The 14,600-nt window shown below is 57.2% G+C and carries 12 protein-coding genes and 1 pseudogene; 2 read left to right on the top strand and 11 right to left on the bottom strand.

Features of this window, described 5'->3' with window-relative positions; genetic code table 11:
* Positions 1-253: 253 nt before the first annotated feature.
* Positions 254-460 (top strand): annotated as a pseudogene (locus ACNSPV_RS14295) (PfkB family carbohydrate kinase); the annotation flags it as partial.
* 234 nt (positions 461-694) lie between these two features.
* Complete coding sequence (locus tag ACNSPV_RS14290; RefSeq protein ID WP_348585055.1) at positions 695-2,032, top strand: FMN-binding protein; 1,338 nt, start codon at positions 695-697, stop codon at positions 2,030-2,032.
* Positions 2,033-2,262: 230 nt separating this feature from the next.
* On the opposite strand, the gene ACNSPV_RS14285 is transcribed toward ACNSPV_RS14290, so the two are convergent.
* From ACNSPV_RS14285 to ACNSPV_RS14235, 11 genes are all read right to left on the bottom strand, one after another.
* Positions 2,263-2,421 carry a nitrous oxide-stimulated promoter family protein gene (locus ACNSPV_RS14285; RefSeq protein WP_143405660.1) on the bottom strand — a complete coding sequence of 53 codons (159 nt, stop codon included), beginning with the start codon at positions 2,419-2,421 and terminating at the stop codon, positions 2,263-2,265.
* A gap of 124 nt (positions 2,422-2,545) precedes the next feature.
* Positions 2,546-3,055: a ferritin gene (locus ACNSPV_RS14280; protein ID WP_154256539.1), complete on the bottom strand. Its 510-nt coding sequence runs from the start codon at positions 3,053-3,055 to the stop codon at positions 2,546-2,548.
* Positions 3,056-3,623: 568 nt separating this feature from the next.
* Positions 3,624-4,553, bottom strand: a complete 930-nt coding sequence (trxB, locus tag ACNSPV_RS14275) for a thioredoxin-disulfide reductase (protein ID WP_348585054.1) — start codon at positions 4,551-4,553, stop codon at positions 3,624-3,626.
* Positions 4,554-4,567: 14 nt separating this feature from the next.
* A complete protein-coding gene (trxA, locus tag ACNSPV_RS14270; RefSeq protein ID WP_005921771.1) occupies positions 4,568-4,891 on the bottom strand; it encodes a thioredoxin in 324 nt (107 codons plus the stop codon).
* A 161-nt stretch (positions 4,892-5,052) separates the two neighbouring features.
* Positions 5,053-6,234 (bottom strand): FprA family A-type flavoprotein, encoded by a 1,182-nt coding sequence (locus ACNSPV_RS14265; protein WP_348585053.1) that lies wholly within the window; start codon positions 6,232-6,234, stop codon positions 5,053-5,055.
* A gap of 128 nt (positions 6,235-6,362) precedes the next feature.
* On the bottom strand, positions 6,363-7,211 hold the full coding sequence (locus ACNSPV_RS14260; protein ID WP_348585052.1) for a nitroreductase family protein: 849 nt from the start codon (positions 7,209-7,211) through the stop codon (positions 6,363-6,365).
* A 49-nt stretch (positions 7,212-7,260) separates the two neighbouring features.
* On the bottom strand, positions 7,261-8,304 hold the full coding sequence (locus tag ACNSPV_RS14255) for a ribonucleotide-diphosphate reductase subunit beta (protein ID WP_348585051.1): 1,044 nt from the start codon (positions 8,302-8,304) through the stop codon (positions 7,261-7,263).
* Between the two features lie 10 nt (positions 8,305-8,314).
* Entirely contained in the window at positions 8,315-10,831 is a 2,517-nt protein-coding gene (locus tag ACNSPV_RS14250; RefSeq protein ID WP_348585050.1) for a ribonucleoside-diphosphate reductase subunit alpha, read from the bottom strand.
* A gap of 165 nt (positions 10,832-10,996) precedes the next feature.
* Positions 10,997-12,208, bottom strand: a complete 1,212-nt coding sequence (locus ACNSPV_RS14245; protein WP_005946385.1) for an FprA family A-type flavoprotein — start codon at positions 12,206-12,208, stop codon at positions 10,997-10,999.
* Positions 12,209-12,231: 23 nt separating this feature from the next.
* Complete coding sequence (locus ACNSPV_RS14240) at positions 12,232-14,145, bottom strand: acyl-CoA dehydrogenase family protein (RefSeq protein WP_005946387.1); 1,914 nt, start codon at positions 14,143-14,145, stop codon at positions 12,232-12,234.
* Positions 14,146-14,167: 22 nt separating this feature from the next.
* On the bottom strand, positions 14,168-14,599 hold the full coding sequence (locus ACNSPV_RS14235) for an RrF2 family transcriptional regulator (RefSeq protein ID WP_348585049.1): 432 nt from the start codon (positions 14,597-14,599) through the stop codon (positions 14,168-14,170).
* Position 14,600: the final 1 nt, after the last annotated feature.

The raw sequence follows: 14,600 nt of genomic DNA, 5'->3' as shown, positions 1-14,600 counted from the left end.
TACAATGGTGTTGGTTCTGAGAAGTTCACAGCCAGTGAGCTATACAGATGCCCAAACCTAAGCTACAATGAAGATGTGCTGAGAGAACGAAGCATTGCTTGAGCTGAACGCTCGTACGCGCAAACTGTTCTCCGCCATCTCCATTGCAGCGTTCGATTGACGCAGGTTGAGTTATCGGCAGATAAAAATGTTGCCGTACATTCGTGTCACAAAGCAAGCTGAATCGGTAATAGGCATAGGCGGAACCGGCATTAATATCCTCGACCGCGTGGGCGGCGGCGATGCCTTCGCCAGCGGCCTCATCTACGCCATGCTGCACGACTACAAGGCCATGGATATGATCAACTTTGCCGTGGCCAGCAGCGCCATCAAGCACACCATCCACGGCGATGCCAACATCACCGACGAAGTAAGCTCCATCCGCAACCTGATGAACATGAACTACGACATCAAGCGTTGAGTTTCGCCTTAGCGCTTCCGTCTGCCGGGAACCGACCGCTGCACGTTGGTTTCCGGCTTTTTTTATACCGTCAGCGTCACAAATTGACACCAATTTATCATTCTTCACGAAGTATGTGCTAAAATCTCTTGACAGCACCTCACAAAATATGTTATCTTTTGTAAACATCCTTGAAAAGATATGACATTTTCTGGGGACCGAACACAAACCGATTTTTCTCTGGAGGAAAGACCCATGAAACAGGAGATCATCCGCAAACTGAGCGCTGCCGTGGCCATGAGCCTCGTTGTTGGCGTCTCTCTGGCCGCCTGCGGCGGCAGCAGCAGCTCCACCGCTGCCGGTGTGACTAAGACCGGCTCTGCCGACGGCTTTGGCGGTGCTGTCACCGCCACCCTGACCGTGGATGCCAACGGCACTGTTACCGACTGCAAGCTGGAAGGTGCACAGGAGACCAAAAGCATCGGCGGCGCTGCACTGGAAGAGCTGTCCAAGCAGGTCGTGGCCGCCAACGGTCCCGCCATCGACGGCGTTGCCGGTGCCACGGTGACCACCAAGGCCGTCCGGAAGGCTGTTGCCGCCGCACTGGGTGTGGAGCTGGCCGAAGAGGCTCCCGCCGACTCTGCTGCCGCAGCCCCCGCTGAGCCCGCCGCCATCGTCCCGGTGGAAGGCGGCATCCAAATCGGTCAGGCCTATGCTGCCGCCCACGGCACCAAGTGCTTCACCGAAGCGGTGGCTGTGGTGAAGGATGACGTCATCCTCGCCGCCTACCTCGACGATTTCCAGTTCACTAGCGCCGATGCAGGCGTGACCGCTGTGCCCAACTCCGACTCCGACTTTGCCGCAGGCTACGCCGAGGGCAAGGTGCTGATGTCCAAGCGGGCCAACGCTGATTATTACAGCAAGATGATGGCCGAAAAGGGCGGCTCCACGGTCGCTCTGGACGCAAACTTCGATGCCATCCAGAACTTTGCTGTCGGCAAGACCATCTCCGAGCTGGAGGATGTAGCCGCCAAGGGTGCCGAGGCTGTGGACGCCGTTTCCGGCGCAACGCTGGTGGATACCGCCGGTTATCTCTCTGCCATCGTGGATGCCGCCAAAAACGCCCAGACCACGCAGGCCGTGGAGTTCAACGGCAGTTCCGAGGACCTGAAGCTGAATGTGGTCTATGGGGCCGCCCACGGCACCAAGTGCTTCACCTCCGGCGCTGTCGCCACCGCCGGGGACACCATCGTGCTGAGCTACATTGACGAGTTCCAGTTTGCCGGTTCGGACGCCGGGGTCGTCGGTGTGCCCAACTCCGATTCTGACTTCGGCGCAGGCTACGCCGAGGGCAAGGTGCTGATGTCCAAGCGGGTCAACGCCGATTACTACAGCAAGATGATGGCCGAAAAGGCTGGTTCCACCGTTTCACTGGATGCCAACTACGACGCCATCCAGAACCACGTGAACGGCATGAGCATTGCCGACGCCGAGGCTCTGAGCAAAGATGAAAAGGCTGTGGACGCCGTTTCCGGTGCCACGCTGGTGGATACTGCCGGCTACGTTGGTGTGCTGGTGGATGCCGCAAAGTAAGGCAAGAAAAATAACGTTCCTCTGAACACAGCAGCGCCCGCCGGGAGATTTCCCGGCGGGCGCTGCTTATTTATTATACTCTGCATGAGCCGCCTCCTTCCTTACGCAAACACGCCGAACAGCTTCGCCATCCGGGACAGAAGCATAAACAGCTGTGAGAAAAGAGACAGTGCCGATGCAGTTGTAGTAAGAAACGCCATTGTGCCTCTCGGAAAGGATTCAAAGTGCCACTAAATTTTCCCGTGCAGGCATCTGTCCCGCCGCTCTCTGGCGTATTCCAGCAGTGCATTGCACGCCGGACAAAGCGCCTCGCCCCTTGTCCAATGCACGCCACAACAATACCGGCGCACCATGAGGGTAACGGTTTCGATCTCCTTTTCCTTGTTCAAGTTCTGAAGTCCTTTCTGTTTTATACATAGTTATTCAATTCTAACCATCTGGTGGAAGAAAAGGCAGACCACCTGTATGTAGTCTGCCTTTTGCCTGATGCGAAAGCCCGCAGACACGCGGGGCTTACAGCACCAGCGAGGGCGCGGTGTAGACCCGTGCCTTCAGCTCGCTGTTTAGCATATACAGCCCCTTGCTGTCACCGCCGAACAGATCCATCTTGGTAATGAGGTCAGCGGCGTTCTTCTCCTCCTCGCCCTGTTCCTTGATGAACCAGTCCAGCATCTGCATGGTGCGGAAGTCCCTGACCTCGTATGCGGCGGCGTAGATGGCATTGATGCTGGCGGTGACCAGCATCTCGTGTTCCAGTGCTTTTTTCAGCGGGGCCATGTGGTCGCCTCGTTCCCACTCCGGCTTTGCGATAGCCTCAAAGGTGACGTCCTCGCCGTTATTCTGCAAATACTGATAAAACAGCATGGCGTGATCACGTTCCTCCTGCGCCTGTACCCGGTACCAGTTCTCAAAGCCGTCCAGTCCGACGGCGGCGTAGTAGTTGGCAAAGTCCAGATACAGATAGGCGGAGTAGAACTCCTTATTGATCTGCTCGTTGAGCAGAAGAGATACGTTAGCGTTCATGATACTTCTCCTCCATAAGATTGTCTTTTCCTGCTCCCGGCATGGGGGCAGATATACCGTACCCAGAGCGATGCTGGGATGCTCCCTTTTCATCTCCAGGAACACCTGCTCCGCCTTGGGATGCTGTTGCAGCTCCGTTACGGCGGCCAATATCTCCTCTGCGTATTTTGGCGTACCGCCAACTCTCCAAATGCAAGAATGAATCTTATTATTTTGCTTTTATTATACCTATATTTTTTTCTCTGTCAACAAGCACAAAGGGCTTGTGCTCCAAAAGCTGCCTCGAAGCCGATTTTCTCAAATTATGTGACGCCGTCACAGTAAAACCGCTTGTCACGCGGTAATACTACGCATAAAAACACAGCCGCAGAGTACATCTGTGGCTGTGTTTTGTGTTCAGTTGCTCACTGTTGTGTGGACTGGATATGGAGAGACAACATATCTCCCGATCTTACATGGGTTATCTTATCTACCATCAGTCTGGCAGTTTGCCTTGCAGATATGTCGGCATCCCCACTGCGGTCGTATCCGGCCTGACCTTAAACATGGCTTTTTCAATCTACCTCCCTTATCGGTTTTCCGCGATATATTTCTCCGCCATGTGGACTGCCACCGCGCCGTCCGCCACGGCGGTGACCACCTGACGGAGGGGCTTCGTCCTCACGTCGCCCACGGCGTATACGCCGGGAATACTGGTTTCCGTGGTCTCTCCGGCCACGATATAGCCGCCGCCGTCCAGCTCCAGTTGACCCACCGCCAGCTCCGTGGCGGGCTGTCGGCCCACGCTGACAAATACGCCGTCGCAGTCCACCACGCTTTCCTCACCGGTGACGGTGTCCCGCAGGCGAACGCCGGTCAGCCTGTCCCCGGAAAGCAGCGCGGAAACGACGCTGTTCCAACGGAATTCCACGTTTTCGGCATGTGACAGCGACTCGTGATAGATCTTGGTGGCCCGCAGGGTGTCTCTGCGGTGGACGAGGATCACTTTTTTCGCCACGCGGCTGAGAAGGAGGGCATCTGCCGCGGCGGAATTGCCGCCGCCCACCACGACCACCGTTTTGCCCTTGTAAAACATCCCGTCGCAGGCGGCGCAGTAGGCCACGCCCCGGCCCAACAGCTCCGTCTCTCCGGCAACGCCCAGCGTTCTGGGATCTGCGCCGGTGGCCAGCACCACGGTTTTCCCCCGGAAGATCCCCTCGCTGGTCTCCACGAGCTTGGGAACCGCCGTCAGATCCATGCGGAGAACTTCCGCGTATTCGCTGCGTGCCCCAAAACGCTCCGCCTGCTTTTGCATCTTCTCCGCCAGAGAGAAGCCGTCGATCCCGTTCTCAAAGCCGGGATAGTTGTCGATCTGCTCGGTCAGGGCCATCTGCCCACCGGCGGACAGTTTTTCCAGCACGATGGTGTCCAGCCCCGCCCGTGCCGCGTACAGGGCGGCGGTGTAGCCGCTCGGGCCGCCGCCCACCACGAGCATATCATAAACATGATTGTTGTTCATATCTGAACCCTCCGTTATTTCGCCAAGGCTTCCTGAATGAAACGGTCGATTTCTGCCTTTGAGCCGGGCGCGATGATGGAATCCACGGCCTTTCCGTTCCGGTACAGCACCAGAGTTGGGATGTCCTCGATCCCCTCGGCCCCCGCCAGCCGCGGCTCCTCGTCAATGTTGATCTTGCCGACGGCGAGGCTGTCCGCGTATTCCTCTCCGATCTTCTCATACGCGGGGCCGATCCTCCGGCAGTAGCTGCACCAGGGCGCCCAGAAATCCACCAAAACGGGCTTTTTCTCCCGGATCGCCTGCTCAAACTGCTCCTGATTCATGTTCATAGCTGCCATATCTGTCAGCTCCTTTCCTTTGTTTGGGTATTCTCAAGACTCCGGTCTCGCCCCACACCACATCGTGACCTCAACCTGAGATGACGGTACTCTGCCCTTGGGACATAAAGCAGATGAGTAAGACCATCATCTGTACGAAAATAGCTGCGGTTTGTTGCAGCTTATTCTGCGCAGAGCTCAGCCACCAGAGCGTCCATCTGCGCTTCGCTGGTTTGGTTCAATGCACCACGCAGAGACACTACCGTTTCGTAAAGGTGGATATCCTTCATCTCCTCCAATTTGGTGCGCATCAGCCGCGCGGCAGCAGGTGCCCAAGAGCCGTCTTCAATAAGGCCAACCCGGCGGTTTCGGAATCCCTTTGTCCGTAAATGTTCCAAAAACTCCCTCATGGGCGGAAACAGTCCTCCGTCATAGGTGGCGCTGGCTAAAACCAACTTCCCGCAGTAGAACGCACTGGCAACAGCGTAGGAAAGATCTGTCACAGTGAGATCACATATGTTGACCTGTACGCCTTTTTTCTCTAATTTACCCTTGAGGGTCTTCGCCGCATGGGCAGTATTTCCATGGATGGATGCGTGGGCAATCAGTATGCTCTCCGATTCTTCTGGTTCCCATTGTGACCAGAGATCATAGAACCGCAGACACTCCTCCAGCCCTTCTGTAAGCACGGGACCGTGGAGCGGGCAGATTGTTTTGATCTCCAGCGCGGAGATTTTTTTCAGCAGAGCCTGCACCTGTGCGCCATATTTCCCGATAATATTGTAATAATACCGTCGGGCCTGCGGCACCCAGGGGGCACGGGCAGTCCGTTCCAGTGAGCCAAAGCGTCCGAAGGCATCCGCCGAGAACAGGATTTTTTCCGTTTCCTCATACGCCGTCATCACCTCCGGCCAGTGTACCATCGGCGCCAGCAGAAAGCGCAGCCGGTGCAAACCCAAGGAAAGCGTATCTCTTTCGCCAACCTCCAGCATACGGTCTTCCGACAATGCACCTGTGCCGAAGAACTGCTTGATCAGGGTAAATGTTTTCGCGTTTCCCACGATCTTCATCTCCGGGTACTTTTGTGCCAGCCGCATGAGACTGCCGGAATGATCCGGCTCCATGTGTGTGACCACAAGATAGTCGGGCCTGCGCCCCTCCAACACCCGCGCCACATTGGAAAGCCATTCTTCCGTTGCCCGTGCGTCCACGCTGTCCATCACGGCAATCTTCTCATCCAGAATGACATAGGAGTTGTAGCTCACTCCCATAGGCTGGACGGGGTACTGGTTTTCAAAGAGTGCCAATGTGTTATCATCCACCCCTACATAGCGGATGGCATCTGTTACCGTTTGGATAGCCATATAAAATATACCTCCTATTTTCCTTACTCAGACTCTGACTGATAGGTTCTTCTTTTCTAACGAAACATACGCTCAACCGCGGATCGACGGTCGCGCATTTTACCGTTGACTTGCTTCCCCCAGAGTCGTTACATGTGGTACACCGCAGCGGAGCGAAGTCCTTCCGGCAGGCCGTCGGGCGCAGCAGGTGAAAGTTCCCAGCGTACCTGCCCCGCCCACTGGGAGGCGACGGCGGAGAAGTGGAGCATGACAATACCGAGATCCAATGCGGCATCCAAATTATCGGTGTAGGCATCCTCCTGCTGCACCAAATAGATGCTGTGATCCTGCACAAGGAAGCCATAGGGCTGACGGTTGAGATAGCTGGGGGAGAGCGAAGCGGCGTAGAAGGACTGCCAGAGCATATCGTCGTAGAAGTCCATCATCTCGTCAAGCCCAGACTTGTTGCTCCAGCTCCCCATGTGAACCAAATCGTGCACGCCCTTTTTGGGCGCGTAGTACTGCTGCTCGGCCCGCACATCGATCTGAGACATACTTAGGATATTCAGCCGCAGCTTTTTTGCGGTCTTTTCCCCGTAGCCAAAGGCAACGATTGCCGCCACCTCTAACGGGGTGGCGAGAGACAGTGCCTTTTTGATTTTGTCGCTGTCGGTGAAGGTCATCCAGCAGGTGTCAATGTCCAACTCAGTCAGCTTGAGGACGAGATCTTCCATCATGTAGCCGGCGTTGATGGCCGCATAGGAATGCGGGGCAGACATAAGGAGCAGGTAGTGCGGTGCTCCGATGAGAAATTGATTATAGCCCGCTGAGCTCTCCAGCGCCGGCTGTGCATCCTTGTCCAAGACGATCAACTCCGTTGCAATCTCCGGGACAAGACGGGGGCAGGTCTTTTCATAGTAGGATCGGAGCTGGCCGATAGCCTCGCTCGGAACTTCCTTTTCGCGGAATGCGCGAACGGATCTGCGATTTTGAATCATAGCGCTGTAATTCATAGTAGTATCTCCTATTCTGATGTCTTTGGTTTTCTTATAAATCGTCTATCAGTGCGGTGCTCTTGGCGTAGGCGGTACTGCGTGCCTCAAAGAAATCGGTCTTGACCATGTTGGCGTCGGCGTACTGGCTGACCCATTCCATGCTCTCCGGTTCGCTCTCAAAGCCTGGATACAATGCGGAATAGCCAAGACTCGTCCAGCGGAGGTTGCCGAGATAGCGGATGTAATCGCTGATCATCTGCCGGTTCAGCCCCGGGATGTCGTCGCCGATTACATAATGCCCCCATGCGATCTCCTGCTCCACGCCCTCACGCATCATCTCGCGCAGCGCTTGTACGCTCTCGGCGGTGAACAACTCCGGCTGCTCCTTTTGCAGCTCCGTGATGATATTGCGGAACAGCCACAAGTGCGTGTTCTCATCGCGGTTTATGTAGCGAATCTCCTGCGCCGAGCCGGGCATCTTCCCGTTTCGGGAGAGATTGTAGAAGAACATAAAGCCGCTGTAAAAATAGATGCCCTCCAAAATATAGTTTGCCATCATCACGCGCAGCAACGTGGGAGCGTCCTTCCGCTCCTGAAACTCGTTGTAGCAGTCCCCAATGAAGGTGTTGCGGCGCAGCAGATGCTCGTCCGTTTTCCATTGGTAGAGGATGTCATTGCGCTCCACGGGGGAACAGATGGTGTCGAGCATATAGCTGTAGCTCTGTGAGTGGACACACTCCTGAAACGCCTGAATGGACAGGCAGAGATTGACCTCGTTGGCGGTAATGTAGGCGCCGATATTAGGCAGGTTCGCTGTCTGAATGGAATCCAAAAAGACAAGAAAACTCAGAATTTTATCGTAGGCGCTGCGCTCGGCTGACAGCAGGCGTGGATAGTCCTTCACATCCTGCGAGAGATTGATCTCCTCAGGGATCCAAAAGTTGTTCATGGCCTGCCGGTACCAGTCGCTGACCCAAGCGTACTTCATATTGTTGAAGTCGTTGAGGTTTGTGGTATTGCCGCCGATCATGCGCCGCAGGCGCACATCGGGGTCGCCCTCCGGGTTAAAGAGGGGCTTTTTCTTCAGTTCCGTCATGCTATCCTCCTTATGACGAGCAGCTTTCGCAGGCCTCGACCTCAAGGGCCTTGCTGCGGACATAGTAAATGGTCTTGACGCCGGCCCTCCACGCCTCCAAATACAGTCTGAGCACCTGACGCATGGAATAGTCGTTGGTGATATAGAGATTCATGCTCTGCGCCTGGTCAATATGTCTCTGGCGAAGGCCCGCGGCGCGTACCGACCAGCTTTGGTCGATCAGATGCGCTGCCTTATAGTACCACCATGTGTCCATAGAAAGCTCCGGAGCAACGCGGGGCAGCATGCTGCCCTTTTTTTCCTCTAAAAAGAATTTCTTCATAATTGGATCTATGCCCGCCGACGTGCCGGAGAGGATAGATGTGCTGGAGGTCGGTGCGACCGCCAGCAGATAGGCGTTGCGCATTCCCTGCACCGCCACCGTTTTCGCAAGCGCCCGCCACTTTTCGGAGGTATAACCCCGCTTTTCAAAATACGCGCCCGTCTGCCAGTCGCTGCCCTCAAAGAGCGCGTAACGACCCTTTTCCCGTGCCAGTGCTGTGTCCGCCTTGACGGCGGCGTAGTTGATGAGCTCGAATACTGCATCGGTGAAGGCAAGGTGCTCATCGCTCTCCCAGTGGATGCCGCGCTTTGCCAGCATGTGGTGGTAGCCGCTGACGCCCAGGCCGATGCTGCGGTACTTCTGATTGGTAAGCCGCGCGTATTCCAACGGGTAGAAGTTGAGGTCGATCACATTATCCAGTGCGCGGATGGCCGTTTCCACCGTGCGTTCCATATAGGCCTCGTCCTCCACCGGCAGATTACCGAGAGACAGACTCGCCAGATTGCAGACCACAAACTCACCTGGGCGTGTGGCCGTCACCACTATTGTGTCGCCGTTCTCCGTGTGCACCTCAGTGCTGATGTGCTCGATGGGTGCCATGTTCTGCGCGATCTCCGTACAGAGATTGGAGCAATAGATCATTCCTGTGTGGCCGTTTGGGTTCATATGATTTACACTGTCTCGATTGAAAGCGAAGGGCGTGCCGGTCTCCACTGCCGAGCGAAGCACCAGCCGCACGATGTCCTTGACGGTGACGCTGCGCTTTTCGATGCGCGGGTCATTGACGCAGTCCAGATACCGCTTCTCCCATTCTGTACCCCAGTAATCCTCCAGTGCGTAGCCCTTGACCGTGAGGATCTCATGCGGACACATGAGATGCCACGGCGCGTCTATGTTCTCCTCCGCTAGTCGCCAGAAGAGATCCGGATAGCACACGGCGGGAAACACATCATGTGCCTTCATGCGGTCGTCGCCGTTGTTAGTGCGAAGTTGAAGGAATTCCGGCAGATCCCGGTGCCATGCGTCTAAGTAAACCGCCACAGCGCCCTGCCGCATCCCCAACTGATCCACCGCCACGGCGGTGTCGTTGACCAGCCGGATCCAGCGGATAACACCGCCCGCCGCCCCTTGAAAGCCGCGGATGGTGCTGCCTGCAGCGCGCACCTTACCGAAGTACATCCCCATTCCACCGCCGAATTTAGAGACCTTTGCGAAGTTGTCCAGCGAGCGGTAGATGCCGTCCAGACTGTCCGGCACAGTGTCCACAAAGCAACTTGAAAGCTGATGGTAGGGCTTTCGTGCGTTGGACATGGTAGGTGTCGCCATCGTGACTTCCATACGGCTGAGCATATCGTAAAAGCGTTTTACCCACCCCATGCGATCAGAGCCTTCGTTCATAGCAAGATGCAGCGCGATACCCAAAAACATCTCCTGCGGTGTTTCCAGCGGCACGCGGCTGCGTGACTGGATCACATAGCGTTTGAGCAGCAGGTCAAGGCCGGAGTAGGTGAACAGCTCGTCCCGTTCCGGGCAGAGAAAGTCCTCCGCCATGGCAATCTCCTCGTGGGTATAGTGGGCAAGGATATAGTCACCGTAGAGTCCCTTATCCGTCAGATAGCGAAGCCTGCCATAGAGGTCGCTGATGCCGCGCCCCTCCCATTCCTGTGCGTTGCGACATCGAAAGGAGTGGTTCAGAAGCCGCGCCGCGATGAACTCCCACTTGGGTGCCTCTGCCGTAGTCAGCTCTACCGCCGCCTTGGTCAGTGCCTCAGCCCGCTCATCCTCCGTCATGCCCAGGCGACAGAAGCTCTCAAACTTCATTTGAAGCGCCGCGAGGGAGTAGACTTCCTCGGTAAAATCCATCTGGATGTGGCGCAGCACCTCGTCAAGCGAGTCATCCCCCACCGTCCGCGCGATGGTATGCCGGACACGGCGCAGCGCAGACCGCTTTTCGCGGTAGAGGATGTACGCCTTGGCCACCTCATAGTGTCCGCGCTCCATGAGCGTTCGCTCCACCTCGTCCTGCACACGTTCTACGGTGAGCGGCACTGTGACGGAGAGATTGTTGAGAACGGTGGCGAGGATCTCATCCATCTCTCTGCTCCCGATCTCCTTGCCCTGTCCGTCAAACGCCTTTTTCATGGCGTTGAAAATTTTCTCCTGTTGAAAGGGAACAGACTCCCCATTTCGTTTTCTGATCTCCATTTCGATCCTCTCATCTTCTCCGGTCACTTCTCATGTCCTTTTTGGAAAAGAGCGGGCAAGCGCAGTATCACGCTTGCCCGCTCTTTTTTTGAAAGCCGGTTTTTCTGCAGCCGACGCGGCGGGGCTGTTTGTTGTCTGTTGTCTTGGTTTTGGCTTTCCTGCCAGTTACTTCATAGATTCCAGAATGGCGTCCGCCAGTGCTTCCAGCTCAGTGCGCTTGTCCGTGCCCATGGACGAGGCGAGGCTGAGCCGCTCGTTGAGCACCGTCATGTTCTTAAGCTCATTGTTGACGAATTTCTGCATGAGGTCACCGGACTTCACCGCCCATGAGCCGTTTTCAATGATGGCAAAGGTGCGGTTTTGCAGATTCAGTGCCTTCATATCCATGAGGAAGTCATGCATGGCAGGGTAGATGCCGAGGTTGTAGGTCACAGAGGCCAGGACAATGTGACTGTACTTAAACGCCTCGGAGATCAGCTGGGAGACATGAGTGGAGGACACATCGTACATCGCCACCTTGCTCATGCCCTTATCGCAGAGCGACGTCGCCAGCGCCTGCGCCGCGTTCTCCGTGTTGCCGTACATAGAGGCGTAGACGATGAGCACGCCCTGGGTCTCAGGGGCATAGCGGCTCCATGTGTCGTACTTTTCAATGAACCAGCCCAGATCCTTGCGCCACACGGGGCCGTGGAGCGGGCAGATGTACTTGATCTGATCCAAAACGCCGCCGGCCTTTTTCAGCAGGAGCTGGATGTGGGGGCCGTACTTGCCCACGATGTTGGTGAGGTAGCGGCGGGCGTCGTCCAGCCAGTCCCGCTCGAAGTCCACCTCGTCGGCGAACAGCTTGCCGTCCAGCGCGCCGAAGGTGCCGAAGGCGTCGGCGGAAAAGAGGACGCCGTCGGTGACGTCGAGGGTCACCATGGCCTCCGGCCAGTGAACCATAGGCGCGCCCACAAAGGTGACGGTGTGCTTGCCGAAGGAGAAGGTGTCGCCCTCCTTCACCTCGATGCACTCATGTCCGTCCACATGGAAGCCGAACTGCCGCATGAGCATGAATGCCTTCTCATTGGAGATCAGTTTCACCTTGGGATGGCGTAGCAGGATCTCCTCGATGCAGGCGGCGTGATCCGGCTCCAGATGGTTGACCAGCAGGTAGTCCAGCTCGCGGCCATCCAGCACATACGCCAGATTTTCCAAAAGCTGGCGGCAGGCAGACCAGTCCACCGTGTCAAAGAGCACCGTCTTTTCATCCAGCAGGCAGTAGGCGTTGTAGCTTACGCCCCGGGGAATGGGAAAGCAGTTTTCAAACAGGGCCAGGCGATGGTCGTTGGCGCCCACCCAGTAGAGGTCGTTCGTTACTTTACGCACGCAATACATCTTATCTTGCCTCCTTCACGGCCTCAAGCCTTTACAAATTGATCCTTCGTCTCCGCGCACTCGGGACACACCCACTCGGCGGGAAGCTGCTCAAAGAGCGTACCGGGCGCGATCTCGCCGTCCTCGTCGCCCAACTCCGGCACATACTCGTAGCCGCAGCCGCTGCAGACGTAGCGGTCGCCGATGGGGGCGGGCTTCGGCGGCGTGGGCCGCTTCATCTTTACCATGGGCGGCGCGGGCAGCTTTTCGCCGCTATCCAGCGCGGCAGTGAGCAGGGGCAGGATCTCCTCCACATCGCCCACGATGCCGTAGTCGCAGTTCTTGAAGATAGGCGCGTTACCGTTCTTATTGATGGCCACGATGGTGGAGGCGTCCTTGATGCCCTTAAGGTGCTGGGATGCGCCGGAGATGCCGCAGGCGATGTACAGATTGCCGGTGAACTTCTGACCGGACATACCCACATAGCGGTTCAGCGGCAGATATTTGAGAGTCTCCGCCACAGGGCGGGAAGAACCGATGGCCGCGCCGGCGGCCTTGGCCAGCGACTCTACCAGTTTCATGTTCTTTTTCTCCCCGATGCCCTTGCCCGCGGAGACCACCCGTTCCGCCTGCGGGATGGGCGTATCCATAGGGATGCCCACGGAGAAGTCGTGACCATCCTTCTTCAGCGCCGCCACAAGGTCGGCCACCTGCTGGGCAGCATCCCCCTCCCGGAAGATGGTCTTTTTGCGAATGCCGGTGATGGGCGCGGGTTTCTTGGCCGCCGAACGGCTCTCGCCGCCGGAGCTCTTGCCCAGCCTGCCCAACAGATGAGAGGCGATGACCACCCGCTGGATCTCGTTAGTGCCCTCGTAGAGGGTGGTGATCTTGGCGTCGCGGTAGGCCCGTTCCACCTCCATGCCCTTGAGGTAGCCGCTGCCGCCGTGGATCTGCAAGGCATCGTTGGTGACCTCCAGCGCGATGTCCGAGGCGTACATCTTCGCCATGGCGGACTCCATGCCGTAAGGCGCGTGCTGCTCCTTCAGCTCCGCCGCGGAGTAGATGAGGAACCGAGCGCAGCGCAGCTTGGTTGCCATATCTGCCAGCTTGAAGGCGATGCTCTGCTGGGCCGCGATGGGCTTGCCGAACTGGACGCGCTCCTTGGAATAGCTCAACGCGTGCTCAAACGCGCCCTGGGCGATGCCCAGCGCCTGCGCGGCGATGCCGATGCGTCCGCCGTCCAGCGTGGACATGGCAATCTTGAAGCCCTCGCCCTCCTTGCCCAATAGGTTTTCCTTGGGAACCTTCACGTTGTTGAAGATCAGCTCCGCCGTGGAGGAGGAGCGAATACCCATCTTGTCATAGTGGTCGCCGAACTCAAAGCCCTTCCAGCCCTTCTCCACGATGAAAGCGGAGATGCCCCGGGTGCCGATGTCCGGCGTGGTGACGGCGAAAACCACATAGGTGTCCGCCTTAGGGGCGTTGGTAATGAAGATCTTGCCGCCGTTGAGGAGGTAGTAGTCCCCCTTATCCAGCGCCGTGGTCTCCGTGCCGCCGGCGTCGGATCCGGCGTTGGTCTCCGTAAGGCCGAAGGCGCCGATCTTCTCGCCCTTGGCCAGCGGAACCAGATATTTCTTCTTCTGCTCCTCGGTGCCATAGGCGAAAATGGGCCATGAGCCGAGGGAGACGTGGGCGGAGAGGATTACGCCCGTGCCGCCGTCCACACGGGCCAGCTCCTCCACCGCGATGGCGTAGCTCAGAGCATCAAGACCGGCACCGCCGTACTCCTTGGGGTAGGGAATGCCCATCCAGCCCAGCTTACCCAGCTTCTTGACAGCCTCCTCGGGAAACTCATTGTTCTGATCCATTAAAAATGCGAGGGGCTTGATCTCCTCCTCCGCAAAACTCCGGATCTTCGCGCGCAGCTCTTCGTGCGCCGACGTGGTTTGAAACAGCATACGGGTACCTCCTTTTAAAATTTTACAGCTTGCTTGTATCTTGGGGATCGAATCCGCCGGTCAGCAGCCTGCGCAGGCTCACGGCACGGAACGCCTCGTCCTGCTTTTGCTGCAAGGCCGCCAGCTGACAGTGGATGGTGCACCGCCCATGCTTGTCCTGCCAGCGGCATTCATATCCCGGCTCCATGCAGGCGCACAGGATGCCTCGCTCCCCCACGACCCCCATGAGATCGTAGAGGGAGGTCGCGTCCAGATCGCAGGACAGCTCGCAGCCGCCGAGAGCGCCGCGGCTCACCCGCACCAAATTGCCGGCGGAGAGTTTGCGCAGAATCTGGTAGGCAAACTGATTGGGGATCAATTCCGTTTCCGACATCTCGGCCACCGAATGCTTCTCCCCGTCCAGCAGCACCCGCAAAATGCGCAGCGCGTAGTCCGTCTCTTTGGTGATGATCATG

This window comes from Faecalibacterium sp. 3 (genome assembly GCF_048323735.1).
Lineage (GTDB): Bacteria > Bacillota > Clostridia > Oscillospirales > Ruminococcaceae > Faecalibacterium > Faecalibacterium wellingii.
Note: the sequence above shows the minus strand (reverse complement) of the source record. Positions and strands in the feature narration are given on the sequence as shown.

Excerpts from the sequence above, each read along its gene's own strand:
- ACNSPV_RS14290 (WP_348585055.1), top strand. The coding sequence starts at position 695 with ATGAAACAGGAGATCATCCGCAAACTGAGCGCTGCCGTGGCCATGAGC.
- ACNSPV_RS14280 (WP_154256539.1), bottom strand. The coding sequence starts at position 3,055 with ATGAACGCTAACGTATCTCTTCTGCTCAACGAGCAGATCAATAAGGAG.
- trxB (WP_348585054.1), bottom strand. The coding sequence starts at position 4,553 with ATGAACAACAATCATGTTTATGATATGCTCGTGGTGGGCGGCGGCCCG.
- trxA (WP_005921771.1), bottom strand. The coding sequence starts at position 4,891 with ATGGCAGCTATGAACATGAATCAGGAGCAGTTTGAGCAGGCGATCCGG.
- ACNSPV_RS14265 (WP_348585053.1), bottom strand. The coding sequence starts at position 6,234 with ATGGCTATCCAAACGGTAACAGATGCCATCCGCTATGTAGGGGTGGAT.
- ACNSPV_RS14260 (WP_348585052.1), bottom strand. The coding sequence starts at position 7,211 with ATGATTCAAAATCGCAGATCCGTTCGCGCATTCCGCGAAAAGGAAGTT.
- ACNSPV_RS14255 (WP_348585051.1), bottom strand. The coding sequence starts at position 8,304 with ATGACGGAACTGAAGAAAAAGCCCCTCTTTAACCCGGAGGGCGACCCC.
- ACNSPV_RS14250 (WP_348585050.1), bottom strand. The coding sequence starts at position 10,831 with ATGGAGATCAGAAAACGAAATGGGGAGTCTGTTCCCTTTCAACAGGAG.
- ACNSPV_RS14245 (WP_005946385.1), bottom strand. The coding sequence starts at position 12,208 with ATGTATTGCGTGCGTAAAGTAACGAACGACCTCTACTGGGTGGGCGCC.
- ACNSPV_RS14240 (WP_005946387.1), bottom strand. The coding sequence starts at position 14,145 with ATGCTGTTTCAAACCACGTCGGCGCACGAAGAGCTGCGCGCGAAGATC.
- ACNSPV_RS14235 (WP_348585049.1), bottom strand. The coding sequence starts at position 14,599 with ATGATCATCACCAAAGAGACGGACTACGCGCTGCGCATTTTGCGGGTG.